The 26,162-nt window shown below is 62.9% G+C and carries 27 protein-coding genes and 1 tRNA gene; 7 read left to right on the forward strand and 21 right to left on the reverse strand.

Annotated elements, in window-relative coordinates; all coding sequences use genetic code 11:
* Positions 1-640: 640 nt before the first annotated feature.
* The 6 genes from ACSU04_RS02560 to ACSU04_RS02585 form a co-directional block, all read right to left on the reverse strand.
* The gene (locus tag ACSU04_RS02560; protein ID WP_439288336.1) at positions 641-1,057 is read right to left on the reverse strand and encodes a type II toxin-antitoxin system VapC family toxin; all 417 of its coding nucleotides are present in this window, start codon (positions 1,055-1,057) and stop codon (positions 641-643) included.
* 8 nt (positions 1,058-1,065) lie between these two features.
* Positions 1,066-1,329, reverse strand: coding sequence for a type II toxin-antitoxin system Phd/YefM family antitoxin (locus ACSU04_RS02565; RefSeq protein WP_439288337.1), 264 nt, complete (start codon positions 1,327-1,329; stop codon positions 1,066-1,068).
* An 80-nt stretch (positions 1,330-1,409) separates the two neighbouring features.
* Positions 1,410-1,598 (reverse strand): GrpB family protein, encoded by a 189-nt coding sequence (locus ACSU04_RS02570; protein ID WP_439288338.1) that lies wholly within the window; start codon positions 1,596-1,598, stop codon positions 1,410-1,412.
* A gap of 1 nt (position 1,599) precedes the next feature.
* The gene (locus ACSU04_RS02575) at positions 1,600-3,957 is read right to left on the reverse strand and encodes an ATP-binding cassette domain-containing protein (RefSeq protein WP_439288339.1); all 2,358 of its coding nucleotides are present in this window, start codon (positions 3,955-3,957) and stop codon (positions 1,600-1,602) included.
* A 22-nt stretch (positions 3,958-3,979) separates the two neighbouring features.
* Entirely contained in the window at positions 3,980-4,390 is a 411-nt protein-coding gene (locus ACSU04_RS02580; protein WP_439288340.1) for a VOC family protein, read from the reverse strand.
* Entirely contained in the window at positions 4,387-4,794 is a 408-nt protein-coding gene (locus tag ACSU04_RS02585; protein WP_439289410.1) for a helix-turn-helix transcriptional regulator, read from the reverse strand. Before ACSU04_RS02585 ends, ACSU04_RS02580 begins: the two co-directional genes overlap by 4 nt.
* Positions 4,795-4,935: 141 nt before the next feature.
* Here ACSU04_RS02585 and ACSU04_RS02590 point away from each other — a divergent pair, with 141 nt between their 5' ends.
* Positions 4,936-5,538 carry an HdeD family acid-resistance protein gene (locus ACSU04_RS02590; RefSeq protein WP_439278263.1) on the forward strand — a complete coding sequence of 201 codons (603 nt, stop codon included), beginning with the start codon at positions 4,936-4,938 and terminating at the stop codon, positions 5,536-5,538.
* 74 nt (positions 5,539-5,612) lie between these two features.
* Here ACSU04_RS02590 and ACSU04_RS02595 read toward each other — a convergent pair whose 3' ends face one another.
* Positions 5,613-6,377 carry an SDR family oxidoreductase gene (locus tag ACSU04_RS02595; protein ID WP_439278264.1) on the reverse strand — a complete coding sequence of 255 codons (765 nt, stop codon included), beginning with the start codon at positions 6,375-6,377 and terminating at the stop codon, positions 5,613-5,615.
* 120 nt (positions 6,378-6,497) lie between these two features.
* Here ACSU04_RS02595 and ACSU04_RS02600 point away from each other — a divergent pair, with 120 nt between their 5' ends.
* The 4 genes from ACSU04_RS02600 (at position 6,498) to ACSU04_RS02615 (ending at position 9,164) form a co-directional block, all read left to right on the forward strand.
* Positions 6,498-6,971 carry an NfeD family protein gene (locus ACSU04_RS02600; RefSeq protein WP_439288341.1) on the forward strand — a complete coding sequence of 158 codons (474 nt, stop codon included), beginning with the start codon at positions 6,498-6,500 and terminating at the stop codon, positions 6,969-6,971.
* An 8-nt stretch (positions 6,972-6,979) separates the two neighbouring features.
* The gene (locus ACSU04_RS02605) at positions 6,980-7,912 is read left to right on the forward strand and encodes an SPFH domain-containing protein (protein WP_439288342.1); all 933 of its coding nucleotides are present in this window, start codon (positions 6,980-6,982) and stop codon (positions 7,910-7,912) included.
* Positions 7,909-8,679, forward strand: a complete 771-nt coding sequence (locus ACSU04_RS02610; protein WP_439288343.1) for a glycerophosphodiester phosphodiesterase family protein — start codon at positions 7,909-7,911, stop codon at positions 8,677-8,679. Before ACSU04_RS02605 ends, ACSU04_RS02610 begins: the two co-directional genes overlap by 4 nt.
* A gap of 113 nt (positions 8,680-8,792) precedes the next feature.
* Complete coding sequence (locus tag ACSU04_RS02615) at positions 8,793-9,164, forward strand: RNA polymerase-binding protein RbpA (RefSeq protein WP_439278268.1); 372 nt, start codon at positions 8,793-8,795, stop codon at positions 9,162-9,164.
* Here the strand turns inward: ACSU04_RS02615 and lnt are convergent.
* The 9 genes from lnt to ACSU04_RS02660 all read right to left on the reverse strand — a co-directional run bounded on the left by lnt (position 9,161) and on the right by ACSU04_RS02660 (position 18,965).
* Positions 9,161-10,720 carry an apolipoprotein N-acyltransferase gene (gene lnt, locus ACSU04_RS02620; protein WP_439288344.1) on the reverse strand — a complete coding sequence of 520 codons (1,560 nt, stop codon included), beginning with the start codon at positions 10,718-10,720 and terminating at the stop codon, positions 9,161-9,163. The genes ACSU04_RS02615 and lnt overlap by 4 nt on opposite strands.
* Positions 10,721-10,722: 2 nt before the next feature.
* Positions 10,723-13,197 (reverse strand): DEAD/DEAH box helicase, encoded by a 2,475-nt coding sequence (locus ACSU04_RS02625; RefSeq protein ID WP_439288345.1) that lies wholly within the window; start codon positions 13,195-13,197, stop codon positions 10,723-10,725.
* Positions 13,194-13,955 carry a twin-arginine translocase subunit TatC gene (gene tatC / locus ACSU04_RS02630; RefSeq protein WP_439289411.1) on the reverse strand — a complete coding sequence of 254 codons (762 nt, stop codon included), beginning with the start codon at positions 13,953-13,955 and terminating at the stop codon, positions 13,194-13,196. The genes ACSU04_RS02625 and tatC overlap by 4 nt, the downstream gene beginning before the upstream one ends.
* A 62-nt stretch (positions 13,956-14,017) precedes the next feature.
* Complete coding sequence (gene tatA / locus ACSU04_RS02635) at positions 14,018-14,269, reverse strand: twin-arginine translocase TatA/TatE family subunit (RefSeq protein WP_439289412.1); 252 nt, start codon at positions 14,267-14,269, stop codon at positions 14,018-14,020.
* 48 nt (positions 14,270-14,317) lie between these two features.
* Positions 14,318-15,292 carry a helix-turn-helix transcriptional regulator gene (locus ACSU04_RS02640; RefSeq protein ID WP_439288346.1) on the reverse strand — a complete coding sequence of 325 codons (975 nt, stop codon included), beginning with the start codon at positions 15,290-15,292 and terminating at the stop codon, positions 14,318-14,320.
* A complete protein-coding gene (locus tag ACSU04_RS02645; RefSeq protein ID WP_439288347.1) occupies positions 15,289-16,278 on the reverse strand; it encodes a helix-turn-helix transcriptional regulator in 990 nt (329 codons plus the stop codon). The genes ACSU04_RS02640 and ACSU04_RS02645 overlap by 4 nt, the downstream gene beginning before the upstream one ends.
* Positions 16,278-17,252, reverse strand: coding sequence for an FKBP-type peptidyl-prolyl cis-trans isomerase (locus tag ACSU04_RS02650; RefSeq protein ID WP_439288348.1), 975 nt, complete (start codon positions 17,250-17,252; stop codon positions 16,278-16,280). Before ACSU04_RS02650 ends, ACSU04_RS02645 begins: the two co-directional genes overlap by 1 nt.
* Positions 17,253-17,262: 10 nt before the next feature.
* A complete protein-coding gene (locus tag ACSU04_RS02655) occupies positions 17,263-18,279 on the reverse strand; it encodes a tRNA (adenine-N1)-methyltransferase (protein WP_439278275.1) in 1,017 nt (338 codons plus the stop codon).
* Positions 18,276-18,965: an HAD family hydrolase gene (locus tag ACSU04_RS02660; RefSeq protein ID WP_439288349.1), complete on the reverse strand. Its 690-nt coding sequence runs from the start codon at positions 18,963-18,965 to the stop codon at positions 18,276-18,278. Before ACSU04_RS02660 ends, ACSU04_RS02655 begins: the two co-directional genes overlap by 4 nt.
* Positions 18,966-19,056: 91 nt before the next feature.
* On the opposite strand from ACSU04_RS02660, the gene ACSU04_RS02665 reads away from it, so the two are divergent.
* On the forward strand, positions 19,057-19,911 hold the full coding sequence (locus tag ACSU04_RS02665) for a PAC2 family protein (RefSeq protein ID WP_439278277.1): 855 nt from the start codon (positions 19,057-19,059) through the stop codon (positions 19,909-19,911).
* Here the strand turns inward: ACSU04_RS02665 and ACSU04_RS02670 are convergent.
* Positions 19,908-20,735, reverse strand: a complete 828-nt coding sequence (locus ACSU04_RS02670; protein ID WP_439288350.1) for an undecaprenyl-diphosphate phosphatase — start codon at positions 20,733-20,735, stop codon at positions 19,908-19,910. The two genes, ACSU04_RS02665 and ACSU04_RS02670, sit on opposite strands and share 4 nt — an antisense overlap.
* 31 nt (positions 20,736-20,766) lie before the next feature.
* Complete coding sequence (locus tag ACSU04_RS02675; RefSeq protein WP_439288351.1) at positions 20,767-22,062, reverse strand: M20/M25/M40 family metallo-hydrolase; 1,296 nt, start codon at positions 22,060-22,062, stop codon at positions 20,767-20,769.
* 110 nt (positions 22,063-22,172) lie between these two features.
* Between ACSU04_RS02675 and ACSU04_RS02680 the strand changes: the two genes are divergently transcribed.
* A tRNA-Leu gene (locus tag ACSU04_RS02680) sits at positions 22,173-22,255 on the forward strand.
* Between the two features lie 68 nt (positions 22,256-22,323).
* On the opposite strand, the gene ACSU04_RS02685 is transcribed toward ACSU04_RS02680, so the two are convergent.
* The 3 genes from ACSU04_RS02685 to ACSU04_RS02695 all read right to left on the reverse strand — a co-directional run bounded on the left by ACSU04_RS02685 (position 22,324) and on the right by ACSU04_RS02695 (position 26,035).
* Positions 22,324-22,980 (reverse strand): hypothetical protein, encoded by a 657-nt coding sequence (locus tag ACSU04_RS02685; protein ID WP_439288352.1) that lies wholly within the window; start codon positions 22,978-22,980, stop codon positions 22,324-22,326.
* Between the two features lie 93 nt (positions 22,981-23,073).
* Positions 23,074-24,174 carry a VIT1/CCC1 transporter family protein gene (locus tag ACSU04_RS02690; protein ID WP_439288353.1) on the reverse strand — a complete coding sequence of 367 codons (1,101 nt, stop codon included), beginning with the start codon at positions 24,172-24,174 and terminating at the stop codon, positions 23,074-23,076.
* Positions 24,175-24,292: 118 nt separating this feature from the next.
* Positions 24,293-26,035, reverse strand: coding sequence for a DEAD/DEAH box helicase (locus tag ACSU04_RS02695; RefSeq protein WP_439278282.1), 1,743 nt, complete (start codon positions 26,033-26,035; stop codon positions 24,293-24,295).
* Positions 26,036-26,162: the final 127 nt, after the last annotated feature.

Here is a 26,162-nt window from a genome sequence, read left to right on the forward strand (position 1 = left end):
TGAGGCGTTGCCAGGCATGTGCGCACCATTTCGAAGGGGCGATCAAATGCCTCCGCATCGCGCAACCATGGCTCGATGGCCGCTCTGTTGACGCCGTATCGGCGCGCGAGCTCAGCCTTTCTCACGAGCAGAAGGTGTGAATGATCCTGCTGTTCTACCAACAGCCAGGGGCGGGGGAGTGCCGGTGCATTGCGCACCGGTAGCACGACGCAAGGATCGCGCACAATCGCTGCCGCGCCCCGCCAAATTCGAACATCATGAGCACATCGCGTTCCACGAGTGATCTGAATCCGAGGTGGACAGATTTGCGCGGGCTCGATGCGTTCGTGATTGGCACACCACGCGCGGTTGTGTCATCAGGTTCACCACTGAACTCATCGTTATCACCGTCCGGATCGGCTGCGAGGTCGATGGGAGAATCATGTGCCTCTGGAGAGCGACGCGCAAGAGCAGATTGGTCTCCGCCCAGCGAAGCGACCATTACTGACACGTTGAATGAGATTTAGATCGCTTTTCCGGAGGCTGACATGTCGAATGAGACAACTGACATGTCTAGTGAGACCGGACAACGTGCGTGCGGCAGGAGAGTGCCGGAGTCGGTGCATACTGACATAATGTGCATTATCGGCTAACGTGGAATTCAAGCAGAAGCGGTATCTGCGACAGCGAGCCCGACCTGCTGCCACGCCGACAGTAACGCTTGATCACCGCTCGCAGCGAGCACATCGATACCAGCCACCCGCATGGCGCTGGCGCAATGAATCGAGTCGTACCTGCGCAGCCGATACTCGCGCGCGCACGCCGCGGCGGCGCGCATCAGGCCTTCTTCGAATTCGACGACAACAATGTCCCGCCATGCTTGCTCAAGCACCGCGCGAGCGCTCTCTGCTTCGGCGGCATCAATTCGATCACCGCGTTCCGCGGCGGCGACGGCCGCCGAAGCCTCAACGAATGTCGTGCGCGCCGTGACCCGTGTGCTCGCCGTAGCCCACAGTCGTTGGCAACGAGCACTCGTGGGCTCGTCGAACAGGAGTGGAACAAGAGCGGACGTATCCACGTAGAGGATCATCGACGCTGTTCGGCGATCAGATCGCTCACCGTCACACCTGGCCGTAGTTTGATCGGATCCGGAAGGACACCGCCGCTCGGCCTCGCCGCTGGCGTCACCAAGCCTTCGGCGATCAGTCGCTCCAGTGGGCTTTCCTGGTCGATAGGCACGATCCTGGCGATGGGCTTGCCGTGGTCGGTGACTGTAATCTCCTGGCCATCGCGCACCGCAGCAAGGTGCCGACTCAGCCCGTCACGCAGTTCCCGCACTCCCACGTTCATGACTACTCCCCCATTTGTGGCGATAATCTTCCATAAATAATAGCCATATTAGGGAAATCACGCAAGCAAAGATCGCAGGCTCAGCCCCATCTCGAGAGGATCTCGCGCACGACGTCTGCTTTCGCCGCGATGTCGTCGACGGCGGTCGACCCGATGTGTTCAATGCGTGCAGCAGGCAACAGCTCCTGCAGACGGCCCTTCATCGATTCGTAGCGCTGCAGCCATTCAACCGTCTGGCTCGGCACAAGCGCCACTGTTGGTTCGCTCACCTCACGCGCCGACGTACCGAGCGAGGTACTCCCCCGTCACCGTCGCCTTCGCCGCGACCAAGTCTGCCGGCGCACCCTCAAACACCACGCGGCCGCCATCGTGGCCGGCGCCAGGACCGATGTCGATGATCCAATCTGCATGCGCCATGACCGCCTGGTGGTGCTCGATCACGATGACGGTCTTTCCTGCATCCACCAGGCGATCGAGCAGCCCCAGGATCTTGTCGACGTCCGCGAGGTGTAGACCGGTGGTGGGTTCGTCCAGCACGTAGACATCACCTTTCTCCCCCATCTGGATCGCGAGCTTTACGCGCTGACGTTCGCCGCCGGACAGCGTCGAGAGAGGCTGGCCGAGTGACAGATAACCGAGACCCACATCGTCCAGGCGCCCGAGAATCGCGACGACGGCCGGGATCTTCGACTCAGCGGAGGCGAAGAATTCGCGAGCGGCACTGACTGAAAGATCCAGAACCTCGGTGATGTCTTTGCCCGCGAGCTTGTATTCGAGCACGCTCGCTTGGAACCGCTTGCCGCCGCAGTCCTCGCAGGGTGTCTCGATCGTGTCCATGAATCCAAGCTGCGTCACGATCACGCCGGAACCCTTGCACGAAGGGCAGGCGCCCTCAGAGTTTGCGCTGAACAACGCCGGCTTGACGCCATTCGCCTTCGCGAACGCCTTACGGATCGGCTCGAGCATCCCGGTGTAGGTTGCCGGGTTGCTGCGGCGAGACCCTTTGATCGCGCCCTGATCGATTGTTACCACACCCTCGCGCCGTGTCACCGATCCGTGCACAAGAGAGCTCTTGCCGGAGCCAGCCACGCCCGTGATGACCGTCAGTACACCCGTCGGAATGTCAACATCGACGTCCTGGAGATTGTTCTCGTTGGCGCCGCGGACCTCGATCGCGCCCTTGCGCAGCCTCACCTCAGATTTGAGCGTTGCCCGGTCGTCCAGATGTTCACCAGTCAGCGTGCCGCTGGCTTTCAGGCCTTCCACGGATCCCTCGAAGCAGATCTCTCCGCCCGCGCTGCCGGCGCCGGGACCGAGATCCACGACGTGGTCACCGATCACGATCGTCTCCGGCTTGTGCTCGACGACGAGCACAGTGTTGCCCTTGTCTCGCAACTGCAGCAACAGCTCGTTCATCCGCTGGATATCGTGCGGGTGCAGCCCGATCGTCGGCTCATCAAAGACATAGGTCACATCGGTGAGCGAGGATCCGAGGTGACGCAGCATCTTGATGCGCTGGGCCTCTCCCCCGGACAGCGTCCCTGACGGCCGTTCCAGACTGAGGTAGCCGAGTCCCAGGGTGACGAAAGCATTGAGATTCGAGCTGAGCGCATCAAGCAGCGGAGCCGCACCCGGTAGCTCCAGACCACGCACCCACGCGGCGAGATCAGTGACCTGCATACGGCAGGCATCGGCAATGCTCACCCCATTGATCTTCGAGGAACGCGCTCCCTCCGTGAGGCGACTGCCATCACACTCGGGGCACGTTGCGAACGTCGCCGCACGTTCCACGAACGACCGGATATGAGGTTGCAAGGCATCAAGATCCTTCGAAAGCATCGACTTCGTGATCTTCGGAATCAACCCCTCATAGGTCATGTTGATCCCGCTGATCTTGACCTTGGTGACCTCCCCATAGAGGAAGAGGTGTCGCTGCTTCTCAGTGAACTCCGCGATCGGTTTGTCGGCCGGGTAGAACCCCGACTGTGAGAACCCCTTCACCATCCAGCCATCAGCCGTGTACCCCGGCACCATGATGGCGCCCTCATCGAGCGACTTCGACTCATCGACGATCTGCGACAGGTCAAGATCGGACACCGCTCCCCTGCCCTCGCAGCGCGGACACATGCCGCCCAGATAGATCGCATCTTTCACGATCTTCTTCTCGCCGCTGGGGCCTGTCATCACGCCGCTGGCCTTCTGCGTCGGGATGTTGAAGGAAAACGCCGTCGGTCCTCCGATGTAGGGCTCACCCAACTTACTGAAGAGTATCCGCAGCATCGCATTGGCATCCGTCACCGTGCCAACGGTCGAACGCGGATTCGCCCCGAGCCGCTCCTGGTCCACGATGATGGCGGTCGTTAGCCCTTCCAGTACGTCGACGTCTGGTCGCGGAACCGACGGCATGAACCCCTGCACGAAGGCGCTGTACGTTTCATCGATCATGCGCCGCGACTCCGCAGCGATCGTGTCGAAGACCAGTGAGCTCTTGCCAGAGCCGGACACACCGGTGAAAACTGTCAACCGACGTTTCGGAATCTCTACGCTGACATCTTTGAGGTTGTTCTCCCGTGCGCCCTGCACACGGATCAGGTCGTGATTGTCTGGGAGATGCGAAGCGTCGGCCATCGTCGTCCTTCGTGTTGATCTGTTAAGCGGCTTGGTTGATACGAAGCAGATTGCCGGCCGGGTCACGCACGGCGCAATCCCGTTCTCCATAGGGCTGGTCCATCGGTTCTTGCACAACATCGGCGCCGCGTGCGACGAGCTGATCGAACAGCGCATCGAGATCGTCGCACGCGAGCGTGAGCGCGCCGTAGCTCCCCTTCGCGATGAGCTCGAGAATCGTCTGTCGCTCGTCGTCGCTGAGTCCAGGGTCCGTTGCCGGCGGATGCAGCACGATCGAGGTACCCGGCTGACCGGAGGGTCCGACCGTCAGCCAGCGCAGACCGTCGTAGCCGACGTCTTTGCGCACCTCGAAACCGAGAGTGTCGCGATAGAAGCCGAGTGCCGCCTCAGCGTCAGTGTGCGGGAGGAACGCGTAATGAATGGTGATGTTCATGATGCCCAGGTTAGGTTCGCAGCGGTACGAGACGCTTCTTGATTCCTGATTGGTCTGGTGACCTGCTTGATCTGAAAATTCGGGATGCCAGAAACATCAGCCGCCCGTTCGCGGTAGACACTCGGCGGCACGCCGACGAGCTCAGTAAACCGCGTGCTGAACGTACCGAGCGAAGATGAGCCGACTTCGAAGCAGATCTCAGTCACACTCCGATCGCCACGCCGTAACAGTGCCATAGCTCTTTCCACCCGCCGCGTCATCAAGTAGGAGTACGGCGATTCACCGTAGGTTGCCTTGAACTTACGGCTTAAATGCCCTGCGGACATATGCACTCCTCGCGCGAGGGCTTCGACGTCGAGGGGCTTGGCATAATCGCGATCGATGCGATCGCGCACGCGACGCATCACCACCAGCTCGCGCAGGCGTTCTTCATTGACCGCTCGTTTCGCCACATTTCGATCCTGCCACGAGCCTCCGACAACGCGAACCCCCGGACGCTACGCTGAGCACGTCCGCCATAGGACCTTCACAGAGAGGCTGTTCTCATGTCTGAATCGCTCACAGAGGTAAAGTCTGTCTTCAAATCCATCCGACTGGCTCTCGCCCTCGCAGGCGTCCTTGCGTTAATCGCAGGAATCGTCCTGTTGGTATGGCCGCTGAAGACTGCGGTGATTGTGACCGCCATCATCGCTTCCTACCTGATCATCGCGGGCATCGTCTACGTGGGACTGGGAATCTTCTCCGGCAAGAAGTCAGGCTGGGCGCGAATCGGTCACATCGTTCTCGGTCTCCTTTACATCGCGGCCGGCGTCATCGCGTTTTTGAATCTCACGTCTGCCACGATCACTCTGGCATTTATCACGGTGATCTTCATCGGAATCAGTTGGATTATCGATGGCATCGTTGCGCTCACACTCCTGAACAAGGACGGATCGCGAGCCTGGACCATCATCTACGCGATCATCGGCATCGTTGCCGGCATCATCGTGATCTTCTCGCCGCTCCTCGCGGCAGTGGCACTGTGGTGGGTCCTCGGAATTAGCCTCATCGTGCTCGGTCTCATCCAAATCGTCCGCGCCATCACGCTCGGCCGCGACGAGAAACAGGTCGAAACCTTCCTCGCGGCGAACGTCAGTCCTACGGAGTAGTCCCGTTCATGACAGAGGGCCCCACCGATCTCTTGAATTCATAGATCGGTGGGGCCCTCTGTTGTGAGTCCGCGCTACTCAGCGATGAAGTCGCTGGTGTCGCCGACCAGTCGGGTGTTGTCGGCCGGCACTGGATCGATCGCGGCGTGCGCGATCTCTGCGGCAAACTCCGACACGTTGTAGAGCTTGCCGGCGGACTCGCGGCGTCCGGCGATCGCACCGGGGTTCGCGCGCTCCAGCAGCGTCGCGGTGATCGTGCCCTCGATCATGTCGCCAGAGACGACAGTGAATCCGATGCCCTTGTCAGCGAGCGAAGGGATCAGCTCGCGCAGTGCGTCTTCACCGGCACGCTTCGACAGCGCGACGGGCTCGTACTCCGGCATCGTCGGTGTGGTGCGAATGAAGTGCGCCTGGTGGCTAGTTACGAACACGACGCGTGAGCCCTCGCCGAGCAGTGGCACTGCGGCGCCTAGAACGCTGAGCTGCGCGTCGCGGTTGAGGGTGAGGGCGTAGTCCTCTGCCATCCCGGCTTCCATGCCTCCGGAAGCATTGAGCACGAGTACGTCGAGCCGGCCGTACTCCGCCTTGACCTGTGCAAACATCTCCGCAACGGAGGCCGGATCGGTCAGATCTGCGCCTACGACGAGAGCACGACCACCGAGCTCGCGAAGCTGAGTCGCCAGCTTTTGTGCCCGCGGAGCCTTGTTGCGGAAGTTGATGACGACGTCCGCACCAGCCTCAGCGAGGTAGCGGACGGTGTCCGCACCGATACCGCGAGAGGAGCCGGTCACAAGAGCGACCTTTCCGGCGAGAGAACCTGCAGGTAAAACGTCGGACACGGTGACTCCTTGTGATGCGGGGAACGCCACGGAATGCGCGGCACCATCACTTTAGCAATGCCCTCTGACTCCCCCGGTTGCGCCACCACATCGTGGTAAGTTGACGGCAAAGGAGGGCCCATGGACGACGCTTCTGTCTTCTTCGAACTGGTCACCGAATGGGCGTGGATCGGTTGGCTTGTTCTCATCGCCGTTTTCCTGGTGATTGAGATGCTCACGCTCGATTTCACGTTCCTCATGCTCGGCCTCGGCAGCGCAGTCGGCCTCCTGACCGGGCTTGTCGGCTTGCCCGCCTGGGGTCAGCTCATCGTGGCCGCCGCGGCTGCGGCGCTGTTCATCCTCGTCATCCGTCCGCCGCTGCTTCGACGCCTTCATCGCGGTGAAGATCCGACGAAATCAAACGTCGATGCACTGATCGGGCTCCGTGGCACGGCTCTTGCTGACATCACTCAGGTCTCGGGTCAGGTGAAGGTCAGCAACGGCGACACGTGGACCGCCCGAACCGAGACGCCAGTCCCCATTCCTCAGGGCGCCCCGGTCGCGATCTCCGCGATCAGTGGCGCCACCGCCATCGTCCGTCTCGTTAACGACTAGGAGAATCAGTGAACGACTCCTCGTTCATCCCCACCGCGATCGGATGGATCCTTGCGATCGCCGTCATCATCTTCGTGGTGGTGACCGTCGCGCGATCCATCCGGATCATTCCGCAGGCCTCAGCCGGAGTCGTTGAGCGACTCGGCCGCTATCACAAGACCCTCATGCCTGGTCTGAACATCCTGGTCCCCTTCATCGACCGGCTCCGTCCTCTCATCGACATGCGCGAGCAGGTTGTGTCGTTCCCGCCACAGCCGGTGATCACCGAGGACAACCTCGTCGTATCCATCGACACGGTCGTGTATTTCCAGGTGACCGACGCTCGCGCGGCGACGTACGAGATCGCCAACTACCTGGGCGCTGTCGAGCAGCTGACCACGACCACTCTTCGTAACGTGGTCGGTGGGCTGAACCTCGAAGAGGCGCTGACCAGCCGCGACAACATCAACGGGCAGCTCCGCGTCGTCCTCGATGAGGCAACCGGCAAGTGGGGCATCCGTGTCGGACGTGTCGAGTTGAAGGCGATCGACCCGCCCCTGTCGATCCAGGACTCCATGGAGAAGCAGATGCGCGCTGAGCGTGACCGCCGGGCCGCGATCCTGACCGCCGAGGGAACCAAGCAGTCCGCGATTCTCGAAGCCGAAGGTGCTCGCCAGGCCGAGATCCTCCGCGCTGAAGGTGACAAGCAGGCCGCCGTGCTCCGTGCACAGGGTGAGGCCGAGGCCATCCAGAACGTCTTCAGCGCCATTCACCAGGGTGCACCGGACGACAAGCTCCTCGCCTACCAGTACCTGCAGATGCTTCCGAAGATCGCAGACAGCGAATCGAGCAAGCTGTGGATTATCCCGAGCGAACTCACCGAGGCGCTCAAGGGCATCGGCAGCGCGTTCACGCCTCGCCCCGGCGCAGGCCAGCCGCCCACAGGCAATACGGGCGCGTGACGCACCCGTATTTCTCCAGATCACGGCATCCCCGAGTCCTCGCTCATCGCGGTCTAACACCCGCTGTGGGCGGGGACTCCACCGTGTGGGAGAACACCGCAGGCGCCTTCGCTGCCGCGCATGCGTGCGGCGTCGAGTACGTCGAGACGGATTGCCGGGTAACGGCCGATGGCGACGTCGTGCTGTTTCACGACGAGACCTTGAGCCGTCTGCTCGATGATGACCGCGCAGTCTCCAGTGTGCGCTCCGCCGAGCTTGCCGAACTCCTCGCCCCTCATGGCGGCCTACTGACCGTCGCCGAAATGCTCGACATGTTCCCGGAGACGCGCTTCAACATCGACGTCAAGACGGATGACGCGGTATCTCCTCTGGGCGCGATCATCGCCCCGCATTCGCATCGGGTGCTTCTGACCAGCTTCTCGGATGCCCGTCGTGCGCGCACTGTCGAGGCCGTGATGGCCGCCGGCGCCGTACTTCGACCGGCGACCTCGGCGGGGCAATCGAGCACCGCCTGGGTACGCATGCTTACCGCCCTGCGCCTCTCCCCCGCTCGGGCGCTGCGAGGCATTGACGCGCTGCAGATTCCCGAGCAGTATGGGCGGCTGAAGGTTCTGACACCTCGTTTGCTGCAGGCTGCGCACCACCACAAAGTCGAGGTTCATGTCTGGACAGTCAACGAGTCCGACGACATGCGCAGACTCATCGCGTTGGGCGTTGATGGCATCGTCACAGACCGCGCGGACATCGCCGTGAAAGCACTGTTATGACGCGAAAGCATGCAGGACTGGGATTCGCCTGTGAATACCGCCGGGAATCCGCGCACGTTGAGCGGGCGCACAGACGAGACCGGTATACCTGACAGCGACGAGAGGACCACAAAATGGCAGATCGCAGCCTGCGCGGCATCCGACTCGGCGCCCAAAGCCTACAGAGCGAAGAGGGCGTCGTTTTCATGGAACGCCGCGAGACCACATATAAGTGCGACGAGTGTGGTCAAGTGACCACGCTGATGTTCGCAGCCGACGCTGAGCCGCCGCAGAAATGGGAATGCCGCACTTGCAACGCTGAGGCAGTACTCGTTGTCGATGGCAAGACCATCACTCCGGATGCCACTGACGTGAAGATTCCACGCACCCACTGGGACATGCTCCTCGAGCGTCGCAGCCGCGATGAACTGGAGGAGCTCCTCGAAGAGCGCCTGGCGTTTATCCGCGCGCGTCGCGGAGCCGGTGGAGCGAAGGTCGGCGTCTAGCGTCGACGACGGGCGCGCCACCACCCGAAAAGGAGCGCGCCCAGTCCTCCCCACAGCAGCAGTTGCTGCAGCCAGGGACCAAGGACAACCCCCGCCGTGAGGCCGGAGCGAAGCTCGACATCCTCGAGCATGGCTCCGGCCTCATCGGCGTTCAGGGACGCAACCGTCGTCCCATCCGGTTGGATGATCTGACTCGTGCCGACGGTGGAGATGTTGACGACGCTTCGGCCCGTTTCGATCGCCCGCATGCGAGCGAATGCAAGCTGTTGAAGATTCTCGTCGGTTCCGCGGAAGTCGGCGTTGTTCGTCTGGAACACCAGCACTTGAGCGCCCCCGTGCACGCCTTCCGCGATGACGTCGTCATAGATGACGTCGAAGCAGATCGCCAGCCCCACCAGGACCCCATCGACATCGATCAACGGCGGGTTCGTACCGTGGGAATACTCCCGCCCGATCAGGCCGATCAGGTCGGGCACAATCGCGTTGTAGAACTCGCGGTCCGGCACGTACTCACCGAACGGCACCGGGTATCGCTTGTCGTGCGTCTGCTCGGCAGTACCGTCCTGCGTCCACAGCATCGAGGTGTTGAAGTACTCATCCCCGCGCGCTGTCGCCGCATTCGCCAGCAGAGGCGCGTCGATACGCGTGGTGAGCATCGTCATCCTGCGCGCGAGCGACGCATCCTGGAACGGATCGTAATCCAGTCCGCCCTCTGGCCACACCAGCAGATCCACGTCCTGGCCGATCAGAGGCTCAGTGGCATCCACTTGCGCCTGGATCACCGAGTACGGTTCCCGCTCGTCGAAATATCCGGTGGGACCATTTCCCTGTACCGCGCCGATGCGCATCGTGCCCGCGGTAGCCGTCGGGAAAGCCGGCGTCACGAGCAGCACGAGCACCAGGGCGGCCGGCACGATGAGACGCAGCGGTCGCTGCCAGAGCCGCAGACGCACACTCTCGATCAGCATCGCCGTGGCGAATACCATCAGGAAACTGAGCCCGCTCACGCCTACCCATGAGGAGAGCGCGGCCAAGGGGCTCTCCGACTGCGTCATTCCGAGCCTGGCCCAGGGGAAGCCTGTGTAGGGCCAGGAACCGAGGAACAGCTCTCTGCCCACCCACAGCGCTGCGACGACCGCAGGAAGCACCACAAGGCGTCCTGTGACCCCAGGGAAGGCGCGAGGCAGCCAGCGATACGCCAACGCGATCGGAATCACTGCCACGGCGGTCAGCCCTGCCTCGACCGATGCGAGTGCAGCCCAGGGTATGACGCCGAGGTAGCGACTCGTCCACGAGACCAGAAGCAAGAAGAACACCCCGCCGTAGACGAGACCGACCAGGAGCGCGCCCCCTGCTCTTCGACCGATCAGCGTGAGCAGCAGCAGCGCGATGGCCGGGAAGGCCAGCCACCAGACGCTCGCCGCCGGATAGGCAAGATCCATCAGGAATCCCGCAAGCGCGGCCACCAGTACAGCCAGCCACAGCGGCAGTAACGGTCGCGGTCGCGGTCGGAGTCGATGGACAGGGTCGGCAGCGGGAATTGGCATCCGTCTCATTCTCACATCGTCGAATAGGCGACGATGCCGCGCCGCACGCCATCCAATGCCTGACGTGCCGTGCGGGCGATCGTGATGTCCTCGGCGACGATCGACAGTTGGTCAAGGAGGTCGATCGTCTGCTTTGCCCAGCGTACGAAGTCGCCGGCCGCCATGTCTGCGTCGATCAGCACGCGATCCAGGAGCGCACCGCGCGCCCAGGCGTGCATAGCACCGGCAAGACCGGCCGCGAGGGGCTCCGAACCGGGCAGGTGATAATGCTGCTCGAGATCATCCAGTTCAGCCCACAGGTCAGTGGTCTTCTCGTACGCACTTCGGAAGGCGCCACGCGGCAGACCGCGCTCTCCCGAGTTGGCTTCATCACGACGCGGCTCGTACACGAGACAGCAGGCCATCGCGGCAAGCGACGGTGCATCCAGCCCCTTCCAGAGGCCCTGTCGCAGCGATTCCGCCACCAGCAGGTCACGTTCTCCGTAGATGCGACGCATCGTCCGGCCGGCGTCTGTCAGTGCGATCTCGTCTCCGGTTCCAGTGACGTAGTCCAAAGTTGCCAGCACCTCGACGACGCGGTCGAATACCCGCGCGACAGTGCCAGTGCGGGTATCGATTTCCTTGCGAGTGCGGTCGGTCTGGCGCTTGAGCTTCCAGTAGCGCTCAGCCCAGCGTGCGTGAGATTCGCGGTCTGGGCAGCCATGGCATCCGTGGCGCTGCATCCGCGTGCGCAGCGATTGCATCCGTTTGAGACGCTTATCTCGTGCGACGCGCGGCGCATGAGAATCCTGTTTGTTCTTCTTCTCTAGGTCGCTGAGCTCGCGGCGGATGCCGGCGTAGTCGAGGAAGTCCCCGTGTTCGCATTCCATCGCCTTGACATATCCGGACAGCGACTCCTCGGCCTCGCGTACCTGACGCGCAAGGCCGACGACTGCACGGTCCGCCTGGAACTGGGCAAACGACGACTCCAGCACCTGACGGGCTCTGGGGCGACCGAACATATCGATCAGATTGACCGCCATGTTGTATGTCGGCCGGAAACTCGAATTCAGCGGGTATGTGCGCCGGGATGCCAGTGCCGCAACTGCCTGAGGATCCATCCCCTCGGTCCACTGCACCACCGCGTGGCCCTCGACGTCGATGCCTCGACGACCGGCGCGCCCGGTGAGCTGGGTGTACTCCCCCGATGTGATCGCAACACGTGCCTCGCCGTTGAACTTCTCCATCTTCTCCAGCACGACGGTGCGTGCCGGCATGTTGATGCCGAGCGCGAGCGTCTCGGTGGCGAAGACGACCTTGACGAGCTTCCGACGATAGAGCTCTTCCACGACCTCTTTGAACGCTGGAAGCAGGCCCGCGTGATGCGAGGCCACGCCGCGTTCGAGGTTCTCGAGCCAGTCGAAGTATCCGAGGACGCCGAGATCTTCATCCTGCAGACTGCGAGTGCGCTCTTCGACGATCTCGCGGATCTCGGCGCGCTCCTCCGCGTTCGTCAGTCGGAGGCCGGACCGACGAACCTGCTGCACGGCGGCATCGCACCCGACTCGACTGAAGATGAAGAAGATCGCAGGCAGGAGGTTGGTGCGCTCGAGAAGCTGGATGACATCTGGGCGGTCCATCCGCTCGATGCGCTGGATGTTGGCGGAGCGAGCCGGACGGCCATCGCCGCGCTTCGGCCGTGGTCCCTGACGGCCCGCATGCCGGTTGCTGTTGTAGGACTGCGCACGCTTGTTGCTGTCGTAGCGCGAACCGGTCGACGAGCGGATGCGCATCAGTTCCTGGTTCACGGTCGCGGTGGCGATACCGGCACGGTCATCGAACAGCGGCAGCAGGTCGTTGCGGACAAGCACATGCTGTTCAAGCGGGACGGGGCGTATCTCCGAGACGATGACCTCAGTGTTGCCACGCACGGTGTCGAGCCAGTCGCCGAACTCCTCGGCATTAGACACGGTTGCGCTCAGCGAGACTAAGCGCACGGCCGAGGGCAGGTGGATGATCACTTCTTCCCACACCGCGCCGCGGAAGCGGTCGGCCAGGTAGTGCACCTCGTCCATGATCACGTACCGTAGATCGGCGAGACCTGCGGAGTCGGCGTAAATCATGTTCCGCAGCACCTCGGTCGTCATCACGACGATTCTGGCGTTGCCGTTGATGTTCGTGTCGCCGGTGAGCAGTCCCACCTGATCGGCGCCATACACCTCCACGAGCTCGCGGAACTTCTGATTCGACAGCGCCTTCATTGGCGTGGTGTAGAACGCCTTGTCTCTCGGCGTCTGCATGGCGAGGTGGATCGAGAACTCGCCAACGATCGTCTTGCCCGCGCCGGTGGGGGCAGCCACGAGAACGCTGTGCCCACGTTCCAGAGCGTGGCAGCCTTCAATCTGGAAGGGGTCGAGATCAAACTTCTGCCGTGCCGCAAAAGCTTCCGTCTCGGGATGGGATGCCTTGTCACGCGCAGCGGCATAGCGCTCTGCCGGCGAGGTCATACGTCGGCGTCCGGGAGGAGGCCTTCGGATTTGAGCCGCTTGTTCTTGCGCCGGTCGAACAGCATCGAGAGTCCCGCAGCCGCGAAGAAAAGAACCGTGAGGATTCCGGCCAGAAGGAGCATGCTCACGACGTCCGCAGCAGGCGTCGCCATCGCCGCGAACACGGTCGCGATCAGGATCGCAACACGCCAGCCCTTGAGGATCTCTCGCCCGGACATGACGCCGGCGAGGTTGAGCGCCACCAGGAAGACCGGAAGCACGAAGGAGACACCGACGACGAGCATCAGTTTCAGGGCGAAGTCATAATACTGCTTGCCTTCGTAAAGGTTGTTTGCTCCCTCAGGAGTGAAGGTCGCCATCAACTCGATCACGTGCGGGACAACGATCGAACCGACGTAGCATCCGGCGAAAAAGAGCGGGATTGCTGCGACGACGAACCCGATTGTGTACTTGATCTCCTTGCGGGTCAGCCCCGGCATGATGAATGCCCAGATCTGCCACAGCCAGACGGGGGCAGCGAGGAAGATGCCGATCGAGAAGGCCATCCGCATTCGGAGGTCGAACGGCGCCGTCACCGTGGTGAACGTCAGCCCCACGTTCACTTCGGGATGCGCCTCTGCTATCCGGTCGATCGGTGCGGTGATGAAATCGATGACGGGATCAGTGATGAAGAACGCCAGAATCATCGCGACGACAAGCGCCGCCGCGGAGATCATCAGCCGCCGACGCAACTCCACGAGATGGGCGCCGAGCGACATCCGGCGTTCTTTGCGTGGCTTGTCACTCGCGTCCGACTTCTTGTCGATCGCGGTCACGGCCGTCAGGAAGTCGTCTTGTTGCCGTCAGAGCTTGGCGCTGCGCTCTTGTCTGAAGTTGTCGAGGCGCTCGTCGGGTCAGCAACAACCTGATCGGCTACGCCGTCGTCTTCCTTCATGGCCTTCATCTCGCCTTTGAAGACGCGGGCTGACTGTCCCATGCTCTTGGCAAGCGCCGGAAGCTTCGCAGCGCCGAACAACAGCAGGATGACAAGGACAAGTACGAGCAGGTGCCAACCGGTCAATCCAGCCATGATTCCCTCCAGGGGTTGAAGTCTTCGTGCAGTCTACCTGCGCAACATTGCCTAAGCGTGTGCGTAGAGCGCGAGTCCGGCCGCTGCCCAATCGCGCGTGGCCGCACGCGCGACCTGCGGATCACGCACTTCCAACTGGCCGCCGAAGCGACCGGCGACGCGCTTGATCCCGCGCGGATCCGCCATGCGAATGCGCACAGTGACATATCCATCATGCGAATCCGAGTTGTCTGCGTGCACGAAGTCACCCAAGAGCGGCACGAGCCGCTCCGGAAGTCGCACGTTCACTTCGTCGTCATCACCGATGCTGCGGAAAGGATCAGGGAGATGGTCATCGGCATGAGTGATCGGAATATCCGTCAGTTCCGGCTCGCTCACACGATCGAGATGGAACGTGCGCATCGCCTCGCGCAGATGGCACCAGCCCTGCAGATACCACTGACCGTTCGTGATCAGCACCTGCACCGGGTCGACCGTACGCGTGGTGGTGGCCGCATCCGGTGCCTGGTAACTGAACGAGACGGCGACGCCACTGTTCACTGCGGCAGAGACGATGTCACGCACATGATCGACCGCGCTCGGCGCGATCACGACATCCGCCGGTGCATCCGCCGCTGCGCTGGAGAGTTTCGCGAGCAGTCCAGCCACAAGTCCGGAACCCGCCACCGCCGGAACGGCCGCTACCATCTGCAGGCCGGCCAGCAGCGCGGCCGCCTCACGTGCGGTGAATCGGGGCACACGACGCAGGCCGACTTCGTTTGTGATCTCGATGACGCCTTCCTCATCGAGAAGATCCCAGTTGATATCGAACATCTCCTGGGGCTGCTGCCAGTAGCCGCCCTCGCCGGGGAGGCCAATCACCGTAAGCTTTTCGACCATGCCGCGCATCTCCGCAACAGTGACGTCAAACTCGCGCGCTGCCTCGTCAAGCGAGACCTGTCCACGTTCCAGCAGGTAAGGCACAAGTGTGAGGTAGGCGCGCACGCGATCCGCGGCCAGTGGGAGCCTCGACTTTTCCGCCATCATGACCCCACGCTGTCGAGGTGAGCGGCGACCGTCGCTGTCAGGCGGGCGATCACCGCGTCTTTAAGAGAAGAAGGCTCCACCACGCGGACCTCAGGCCCGTAAGAGGCAAGCTCGTCGGCAAAGATGTGGAGGTCGACGAACGGCACGCTGAAGCCCTGCACCTGCGGCGTTGCGCGGCGTCCGAGGCGAAGAGCAGCCTCGGTGCCAGGGGTGATCTCGAGCAGAGCGGAATTGCGCGCCGCCACCGCGTCGAGTCCGGCCAAAGCGCGTTCACCGGCACCATCACGCAGCCCTGGGTCAAACGCCTTCTTCGTCACAACAACATCGCCGACGATGCGGCTGAGCAGGAACGTGCGCTCATCATCTGCATCAAGGTCGATGCCATAGACATGCCAGCGAGCCTCATAGTCAAGCAGAGCGAGCGGCTCCACACGCCTGTGCCTGGGCGACTGCTCGCCCGGCTTCAGGTAGTCGAAGCTGACGACTCTGCAGTCCTCGATCGCGGCCTGCAGCGGGCTGAAACTCGCTTCTCGCGTTGTGATGCGCGGCGCGAAACCGATGATCGGCTCATCGCCGTCGATGCCGAGCGCACGGATTTTACGAACGCCCGCTTGCGCATCAGCGGAGGAAGACCCCGCGCTCCACACGCTGCCTGCCAGCTGCAACACGGCGAGTTCGGCCGCGCTGAACTCGATGTCCTCCGGCAAGTCGTACTCAGCCTTCGGGATCCGATACCTCGCCTCACGAAGATCGTTTGGGTCGCCCGGATCGCCAATCGTCTCGATCGGGACGCCGAGCGTGCGCAGTTCGTCCTTGTCGCGTTCGAACATCTTCTCCAAGGCATCCGCACGCGTGCCTGCTTCGGCGCGCTGACGATACCCGGAGATGTTGTCGAGGATCTGCTGTTTCGTGAGCCCGATCTCCGTCGCCATCAGCGCCACGACGAGGTTCGTCTGACGCTCTTCAGGGGGGATCCGGGCGGCCATCACTGCTGGGGCGAAGCGGGAGGATTGATGCCGAGGATGTCGACGACGAAGACGAGGGTCGCATTGGCAGGAACGGCGCCTGAGCCGGCTTCACCGTAACCGAGCTCCGGCGGGATCACGAGGAGCACCTGTGAGCCGACCGTCTGCCCGACGAGGCCCTGTGAGAAGCCGGGAATCAGCCCGGCAAGATCGAACGTGGCCGCCGAGCGATCCCAGGAAGAGTCGAAGACCGTCTTCTCGTCCCAGGTGACGCCGGTGTAGTTGACGAGAACCTGGTCGTCCTCCGCGATCTTCGCGCCGTCGCCCTTGAGAAGGGTCTGGACCTCGAGTCCAGTGGGCGCTGCGCTGGCGGGCACGATGATGCCGGGGCGTCCGTCCGGCGCACGCACAACGGTCGGCATGCCGGCTGCGTCGTTGTACTGCGGCGCACCATCGGCCCTCGAGGGGAAAGTCTTGGTCACGTCAAACACGGCGATGACGGACTCGTCCTCTTCCAGTTCGAAGCCAGCCAGGTTCTCAGCACCGAAATCTTCGGGGGTGATGACCGCAAGCACGCGGCTGCCACCCGTGGCGCACTCAAGCGCCGCACCGAATGCGGGGACGCGCTGGGCCCAGTAGTCGATGCTGACAAGCTGCGCCTGGTCATCCTCGTACGCAGTACCCGCGATCAGTTCGCCGGTGTTTCCCGAAAAGAGCGAAAACTCGATGACCGCACTCTGAGTAGGGCTGGTCAACGCGGGTCCATCGCCGACGACGAGATCGTTGAACGCGCTCTTGCCCGCTCCGATTGGTGTGAACACCTCAACGTCGGGCGCTGTGCCGACATCGCCGGTGATCGTCGCGATGTCTTCGATCCCACTCGTGGACGCGGCGCGATCGCACGCGGCTCCGCTGAAAGTGGGCGCTGCACTGCACCCGGTCAGGGCAACGAGAGCGAGACTGAGTGAGGCCAGAGCGGCAGACGTTTTACGCACGCGTTCCAGTCTATTGCGAACGCTGCTCGGAATCGCGCGACGCAGCGGCCTGGCGTGCACCGTCTGCGGCCTTGGTGGCCTCGCGGACACGCTTTCGCAGGTTCTTGTCGGTGATCTCACGATCTCCTACCGCTCCTGGCGTCCAGGCCTCGACGTCCTCATCGCCATAGCTCGACTTCGAGGCACGCCGCTTCACTTCCGGTGCAATCGTTCCCGGTGCGAGTCGTCGAGCGGTCAGCAAGAACCCGGTGTGCGCGACCATACGGTGATCAGGCCGCACAGCGAGGCCTTCCACATGCCAGCCGCGCACCATGGTCTCGGATGCATCCGGATCGGTGAACTGGCCGGTGCCGCGGATGTATTCCGCAACGCGCGAGAGCTGAGTAGCGGTCGCGACGTAGCAGAGCACCACACCACCCGGTGTGAGCGCGTCCGCAACGACATCCATGACTTCCCATGGCGCAAGCATGTCCAGCACGACACGATCCACAGTGCCTTCGGGCAACTCTGCCGGGAGTGCATCGAGCAGATCACCGACGACGACGCGCCAGGTGTCTGGCGTCTCCCCGAAGAAGGTGTCGACATTCGCCTTGGCAACCTCAGCGAAGTCGTCACGTCGCTCAAAGGACACCAGTGTGCCGTCATGCCCGATGGCACGCAGCAGCGCCAGAGAAAGCGCGCCGGAGCCGACGCCAGCTTCCACCACGGTTGCACCGGGGAAGATATCGGCCTGCATGACGATCTGCGCGGCATCTTTCGGATAGATGATCGCCGCGCCGCGCGGCATCGACATCGCGAAGTCTCGTAGCAGCGGGCGCAGTGCGAGGTACTCGTGTTCGGAGCTGTTCGTCACTACAGACCCATCGGGCAGGCCGATCAGGTCACGGTGCTTGAGGACCCCGTGATGCGTGTGCAGTTCACCGTCTTCGGTCAGCGTGACCGTGTGCAGACGATTCTTCGGGCCGGTCAGCTGGACGCGGTCACCCTCGCGGAATGGGCCGCTTGGCCGTGCAGATGCGACGCTCATCGAAGGGCTCCTTCGGCCTGTGCAGCCTTTGTCGTGGTGTACAGATCGATGACGTCGGCGGCCGTACGGCCTTCCAGCGTTGGCCACAGCGCGTGTGCGCCATAGCCATCGAGTGGAATCATGTGCGGCACGCCGAGAGTGACCGCACCCGAGGCGGTTCCGGCACGCAGACCGGTGATGGAGTCTTCGATGACCAGAGCATCCGTGATGTCGATTTTGAGAAGTTCGGCTGCCTGCAGATACGGGGCCGGGTGAGGTTTGGGATGTTCGACGTCGTCACCTGCGACGATGTGCTCGAAAGCGTCGAACTCGATCAGATCGACGACGCTGAGCGCCATGCGCCGCAGCGACATGGTCACCAGCGCAGTCCGGATTCCGGCGGCGTGGAGGTCCCGCAGCAGTTCCTTTGCTCCGGGGCGGAAAGGAACACCCTGAGTGACGAGAGAGTGGCGCACATCATCGGTGAGCTTCTCGACGATTGCCTCAGGTGGCATGTCTACGCCTACAGCACGCAGCACCGCTGCGCTATCCATCAGACCGTTTCCGACCAGCTGCAGGGCCTGCTCGTGTGACCACGTGCCACCGAACGATTCGACCAGCGTCGTCTCTGCGGCCATCCAATACGGCTCAGTGTCGACCAGTGTTCCATCCATGTCCCAGAGGACCGCGCGGGGCTTTTGACTCACCTCACCATGCTAGCCCGGCACATGTCCCACACTGGCCGAGCGCCAGCTAGCCTGGAAAGATACTCATTTACAAACTTGGATGGAGAAATCGATGAATGCGCTGGGAGACCGCGTCGTCGTCGTCGCCTTCGACGGCTGGAACGATGCCGGTGAATCAGCGAGCGCCGCGATCGAAGTGCTCCGCGAGAGCGTTGAGTACGAACTCGTGCACTCGGTGGATCCAGAGCTGTACTTCGACTATCAGTACACGCGCCCGTCGTCGAAGATGGATGCCACCGGACGACGCGAGCTCCGCTGGCCCGAAGCGGCCCTGTGGCGTCCGGCAGAGCGCTCGACGGACGGATCTCCTGAGTTCTGGCTACTCACCGGCGTCGAACCCGCCCGCACCTGGCAGGCGTTCGCAAACGAGTTCATCGATGTCGCGCTGCGCGACGATGTCACCGGCTTCATCACGCTCGGCGCGATGTTGTCGGACGTGCCGCACACGAGGCCCATCTCGATTTTCGCTTCCAGCTCGAACGAACAGGTGCGCGAGACGCTCGGGGTCGAGCGTTCGCTGTACGAAGGGCCCGTCGGCATTCTCAGCGTTATCGAGCACTTCGCCGAGCGCGCCGGAATCCCCACCGCCAGCCTCTGGGCGAGCGTGCCGCACTACGTGGCCAGTGCGACTCCGTCGCCCAAGGCGACGCTGGCATTGCTGGACCGCCTGGAGGAACTCACCGGTGTCGACATGCCCCGCGATCGCCTGCGCACCGATGCGGCCACCTGGGAAGCATCCATCGACGCCGCTGCTGCCGATGATGAGGACATGACCGAGTACATTCACCAACTCGAGCGCACGAGAGACACCTGGGACTCCCCCGAGGCATCTGGTGACGCAATCGCGCAGGCGTTCGAGCGCTACCTGCGTCGCCGCGGCGACGCGCCGGGCGACCACAAGCGTTAGCCGGCGATCACTCCGGTCGACAGCAGGATCAGCAGCGTGGCGCCGAGCAGGATGCGGTAGATCACGAACGGCAGGAAGCTGTGCTTCGAGATCCAACTCATGAAGAACGCGATCACGCCGAGTGCTACGACAAAGGCGATTCCGGTCGCAGCGACGGTCTCCCCCATCGTGAAGTACTGATCCGGCGCGTCCCAGCTCTTGAACAGTTGGTAGAAGCCGCTGCCGAAGACCGCGGGGATTGCGAGCAGGAATGCGTAGCGGGCGGCGGCCGCGCGTTCGTAGCCGAGGAACAGTCCCATCGTGATCGTTCCGCCGGAACGGGAGACGCCGGGAACCAGGGCGAGCGCCTGTGCGACGCCGAACAGAACGCCGTGCGGGTAGGTGATCTGGTCGAGCTTTCGTCGCTTCGCACCGACGTAGTCTGCGACACCCAGCAGAATTCCGAATGCGATCAGCATGATCGCCACGATCCACATCGAACGCAGCACCGTCTCGATCTGATCTTGGAAGAGCAGGCCGAGCACCACGATCGGGATGCTGCCGATGATGATCAGCCACCCCATCCGCGCATCAGGATCGTTACGCGGTAGTTTGCCGACGAGCGATCGGAACCAGTGCCCGATGATGCGGGTGATGTCCTTCCAGAAGAACACCACGACAGCCGCCTCAGTGCCGATCTGGGTGATCGCGGTGAATGCCGCTCCCGGATCCTCGCCTGAGCCGGTGAAGGTCCCAACGATGCGCAGATGCGCGCTCGAGGAGATGGGGAGGAACTCGGTCAGTCCCTGGATAATGCCGAGGAACAGCGCTTCGAGCAGGTGCATGGAGAGGCTTTCTGGATGGTGCGAGGCTGGATCAGTATGTGCGCAAGAGGTCGGTCAAAACCCGTTGACCGAAGACAAGCGATTCTACGGGTACCCGCTCGTCAACCCCGTGAAACATCCCCGTGAAGTCGAGATCTGCCGGGAGTCGGAGCGGGGCGAAGCCATATCCGGTGATGCCGAGGGTCAAGAGCGCTTTGTTGTCGGTTCCGGCACCGAGCAGGTAGGGAATGACGGGAACGCCGGGGTCGTGACGCCCCAGCGCCTGCACCATGCTGTCAACGAGGTCTCCCTCGAAAGGTGTCTCCATGCCGATGTCGCGGACGACGGTTTCGATGATGATGTCATCACCGACGATCTGCTGCAGTTCCGCGAGCACGTCGTCTTCGGTACCCGGCAGCACGCGCACATCGATGAGAGCTTCTGCGCGCTCGGGAATCACGTTGTGCTTGTACCCGGCGGTGAGCGCGGTCGGGTTGGTGGTCGTGCGAAAAGTGGAGCGCAGGAACGCCTCTGCGGGGCCGGATGCCGCGGCAAGAGCATCCGGGTCGTCCATAGAACGTCCGGTGAGGTCGCTGAGCCCCTGCAGTAGCGCCCTGGTGGTCGAAGTGAGCCGGATCGGCCACCGGGTGCGCCCGATCGCAGTGACTGCCTCGGCGAGTTTCACGACGGCATTGTCCTCATGCAGGCGGCTGCCGTGACCGGCCCGCCCCTTTGCGACGAGCCGGATCCAAATGAGGGCCTTCTCCCCCACCTGCAGCAGGTACGCACGACGTTCATCGACCGTGATCGAATATCCACCCACCTCGCTGATCGCTTCGGTCGCACCGGCGAACCAATCAGGTCGATCCTTGACGACCAGCGCCGAGCCTTCGACACCGCCGTTTTCTTCGTCAGCGAAGAATGCCAGCACCAGATCGCGCTCAGGCTGTTCTCCCGCGCGCAGAATGTCAGCCACGGACGTCAAGATCATGGCGTCCATGTTCTTCATGTCGACGGCGCCGCGGCCCCACAGCATCCCATCGCGCACCTCTCCGGCGAACGGATCGACGCTCCAGTCCTCGGCCATTGCCGGCACGACGTCAAGGTGTCCGTGCACGACAAGTGCCGGCTTACTCGAATCACGCCCGGGAACGCGCGCCATAACGTTGGTGCGCCGTGGAATGGGCTCGTAGTACTCGGGTGCGAGTCCGAGGCCCTCCAGATAGGCGCCGACGTACTCGGCAGCTTCTCTTTCGCCCTCGGCTTTCCCTCCCCCGAAGTTAGACGTATCGAAGCGGATGAGGTCACGCGCGATGCGCACGACCTCCGGATGCTGCTGCTGAGACATGCCTTCAGGCTACCGAAGTCCCGCGGCACGCCCGAGGTGCACCTCGGTTCGTAGCGCCTGATCAGATCTGGTAATGTTTCTCTTCGGTCGGCAACGACTTTTCATCACCTGCGCGGGTGGCGGAATGGTAGACGCGCTACGTTGAGGTCGTAGTGCCCGTAAGGGCGTGGGGGTTCAAGTCCCCCTCCGCGCACAAATCGAAGAAGGCTCCCGAAAGGGGGCCTTCTTCGTTTCCCCACATGCTGTTCACACGGATGCTGCTCACACGTCCGTCAGTCGCTCCTGCACACGGAGCCGCAACTCCAGCTCAGCCACGAGCGCGATAAACAGAGCGTTGCAGCGATCGATCTCTCCGATGAGAACAGTGAACTTCTGCGTTTGAGGTGACATCTCGACTTCCAATGCGGAGTCCCGCACCCGATCCAGCTGAAGTGCGATATCCGCCACATGCCGCATGATCAACTCGTTGTCGCCGCTGGAAGCGAGGAAATGCGCCCAGCGGCTCAACGCGTCCGACAATCGCTTCCGTTCCTTGACCACGAGCCCACGCAGGGCGTGTAGCTGAGCGAGCTGATCCGCACTGTCGGCCGATGCCCGCGGCGCAGAAAGGCTCCGCGGAATCACGTGTCCACGTGATAACTCGCTGTGTTCTTCATCAGCGAGCGCATGAAGGAACTCGGAGAGCGCCAGTCGATTAACTGGTGCCCAGCGACGTGACGTCGATTTCTCCATGAGCCGACCGAGCACAAGCGCTGTGAGCAGAAAAGTCACTAGACCTGCGGCCAGACCCGACAGGATCACGAGCTCTTGCCAGAGTCCCGTCGCGATGTCGATCCAGACGATCACGGCGATGACTCCCAAAGCACCGCAGAGCACGGCGATCCGTCTCGCTTTGGCCCGCGCAGCATCCCGATACATACCGACTCCCCCCACACCAGCAGACGGCCTGCTTGCGCCCACCATAGCTCGGAAGTCGATCTGCGGAGCGCTCGCGATGCCTGTGGCCATTGGTCAGACGGCGCTGACGCCGAAGAGCAGCCCCAGCGCATAGGTGATCGCCGCCGCACCGAACCCGATGGCGAGTTGGCGGAGCGCTCGGCGCAATGGTGGGCCGCCCGAAAGAATCCCCACCATCGCTCCGGTACCCAGCAGCGCGACGCCGACCAGTACCAGCGCCACCACAACCGCCGTCAATCCCTCAAGTCCGAAGATCCACGGCAGCACCGGGATTATCGCCCCGGAGGCGAACAGGAGGAAGCTCGACAGCGCTGCCGTCCAATCGCTTCCGATGAGTTCGTGATCACTCGTCGCGTCGTGCGCGCGAATCGGGCCAGTGACGGTGCGGCGCACACCCTCTTGAGCCGCAGTGATGATGCGACGGGAGCGGGCCAACGCATCCTCCTGGTCGATCCCTCGTGCTCGGTACACAAGCGCCAGCTCGTTCTCGTCGATGTCGAGATCGCCGGCCGACAGCGCAGCATCCTCGTTTGCCTCGGTGGATGCGAGAAGCTCACGTTGCGATCTGACTGAGACGAACTCCCCCGCACCCATCGAGAGGGCCCCGGCGAGAAGTCCCGCTATGCCGCTGAAGAGCACGAGACTGGAGCTCACACCGGTTGCTCCGATGCCGAGCACAAGCGCGAGGTTGCTGACCAGGCCGTCGTTGGCGCCGAAGACCGCGGCGCGGAATGAGCCGGACAGCCGACGACGGCCACGTGCGGCGAGGCCGCGAACGACCTCGTAGTGAATCTTCTCGTCCGCGCGCATCGCCGGCGTCGCGTACTTCTCGGTGTCGTAGGGAGAGCGCGCCTCGGCGCTCTGCGCGAGCACGAGCACGAAGATCGACCCGAAGCGTCCGGCCATCCATCCCAGCAGTCGTGAGCGCAGACCTGCACGGGGAAGCCGGGCAGGCTCACCACCGAGCAGATCGAGCCAGTGCTGCTCGTGACGATGCTCAGCCTCGGCGAGGCTCTGGAGAATCTCGCGTTCCTCACCAGTCTTGCGTGCCGCAAGCTCCTGATAGACGTAGGCCTCCGCGCGCTCCTCCACGAGATATCGTGCCCAGCGTCGACGGTCGGCAGCGGTCGGCTCTGCGGATGCAGGCGCGGTCATGAATCCTCCATGCTGGGGGTGAGATGCCTCGATGAGGGCACCTTCAACGCTATCGAGGCCGCGGAGCCGAACACGCCGGAATGCCCTGATTGTCAGCATTTCGGGGTTCCTAATGGCGTCAGGTGCGCACGCGTTTGCGCAGTATCTCGATGCGTGATTGAAGCTGAGTCACTGTCGCTTGGGCGACGGCGGGCCCCCCGCAGATTCGGCGCAGTTCGGCGTGTACGGCACCATGTGGTTCGCCGGCCTGGCGGGCGTACATGCCCACCAGACTGTTCAGCAACTGTCGTTGCTCACGAAGTGTGCGGTGCAGCGGCTGAGGAAGCGTCGTGACCGTCTCCGGACCTTCCGCAGCTTCGCGCGCCTCACGAATCTTCGACTGACGCGATTGGCGCTGCATGAGAAGTTCGTGGACGTGCTCGGGCTCCAACAGGCCAGGAATCCCGATGAATTCTTCTTCCTCAGCCGTTCCCGGCTCCGCGAGTTGGCCGAAGTCCTGTCCTTCGAAGACAACACGGTCGAAGTGCGCGAGGGACGAGATCGCTTTATAGCTGAATTCCTCGGTCAGCGCGTCAGAGGTTTTCTCCTCGCGGTTCGCACTATCCAGCAGCGAGTCATCGAGGCCATCATCGTCTTTGCTCTGACGATCGAGTGCGTGATCGCGCTGTTTCTCGAGTTCGTTCGCGAGAGTCATCAGCACGGGAACGTTGGGCAAGAATATGCTCGCGGCCTCACCGCGGCGCCGCGCCCGCACGAATCGGCCGATTGCCTGGGCGAAGAAGAGCGGCGTTGAGGAGGATGTGGCGTACACGCCGACAGCGAGTCGGGGAACATCGACGCCCTCGGACACCATGCGCACCGCGACCATCCACCGGCTGGTGTTCGCGCCGAACTTCTCAATGCCTTCGGATGCCGACGCATCGTCAGACAGCACGATGGTGGGTTGTTCCCGGGTGATGCTGTGCAGGATCTTCGCGTAGGCACGAGCGACCGTCTGATCAGTGGCGAGGACCAGCCCACCAGCATCCGGAATGTGGTTGCGGATCTCGGTGAGGCGCCGATCTGCCGCAGAGAGCACGGCAGGCATCCACGCGCCCTCCGGATCCAGCGCTGTGCGCCAGGCCTGTGAGTTGACGTCCTTGGTGTTGTCTTGCCCGAGATGGGCTTCGAGCTCGTCTCCCGCGCTCGTTTGCCAACGCATCTTGCCGGAGTACATGTGGAAGAGGACCGGTCGCACGACGCCGTCAGCGAGGGCACGTCCGTAGCCGTAGGCAAAGTCAGTGGTGGAGACGCGCGCACCAGACTCATCCGGCGCATACGTGACGAATGGGATCGGAGCGGTGTCGCTGCGAAATGGCGTTCCTGACATCAACAGCCGCCGCTTTGCCGGGCCGTAGGCGTCGCGGATCGCGTCACCCCAGCTGAGGGCGTCACCGCCGTGGTGCACTTCGTCGAGGATGACGAGGGTCTTGGCGTCTTCGGTCAGATGGCGGTGAAGAGACGACTTCGCAGCCACCTGGGCGTAAGTGACCACAACGCCGTGATACTGCCGGGACGGCGCCCAGTGGCTGTTGAGGAATCGTGGATCTAGGCGGATGTGCACGCGCGCCGCCGCATCGGCCCACTGCGTCTTCAGGTGCTCTGTGGGTGCGACCACGATCACGCGGTTGATCTCTCCGATGCGGAGCAGCTCGACGGCGAGAGTAAGTGCGAAGGTCGTCTTTCCTGCGCCAGGGGTGGCGGAGACGAGGAAGTCTCGCTGATCACGGGCGAAGTAGACCTCGAGGGCCTCTCGCTGCCAAGCACGGAGCTTGTCAGCCGTTCCCCAAGGGGCGCGCTGGGGGAAGGACGGAGAGAGCATCAGATCAAGGGTAATCGGTACCTGTGACATCGGATGCCCACCTGACGCGGCGTCCGGCTCTGCGGGTAGGCTCATTCTCTGCGTGGCCGCGATCCATGGCCGCGCATGCTGCGAAACGCACATACTG

Origin of the sequence: Microbacterium sp. A84, from assembly GCF_051842815.1 — a bacterium.
GTDB lineage: Bacteria > Actinomycetota > Actinomycetes > Actinomycetales > Microbacteriaceae > Microbacterium.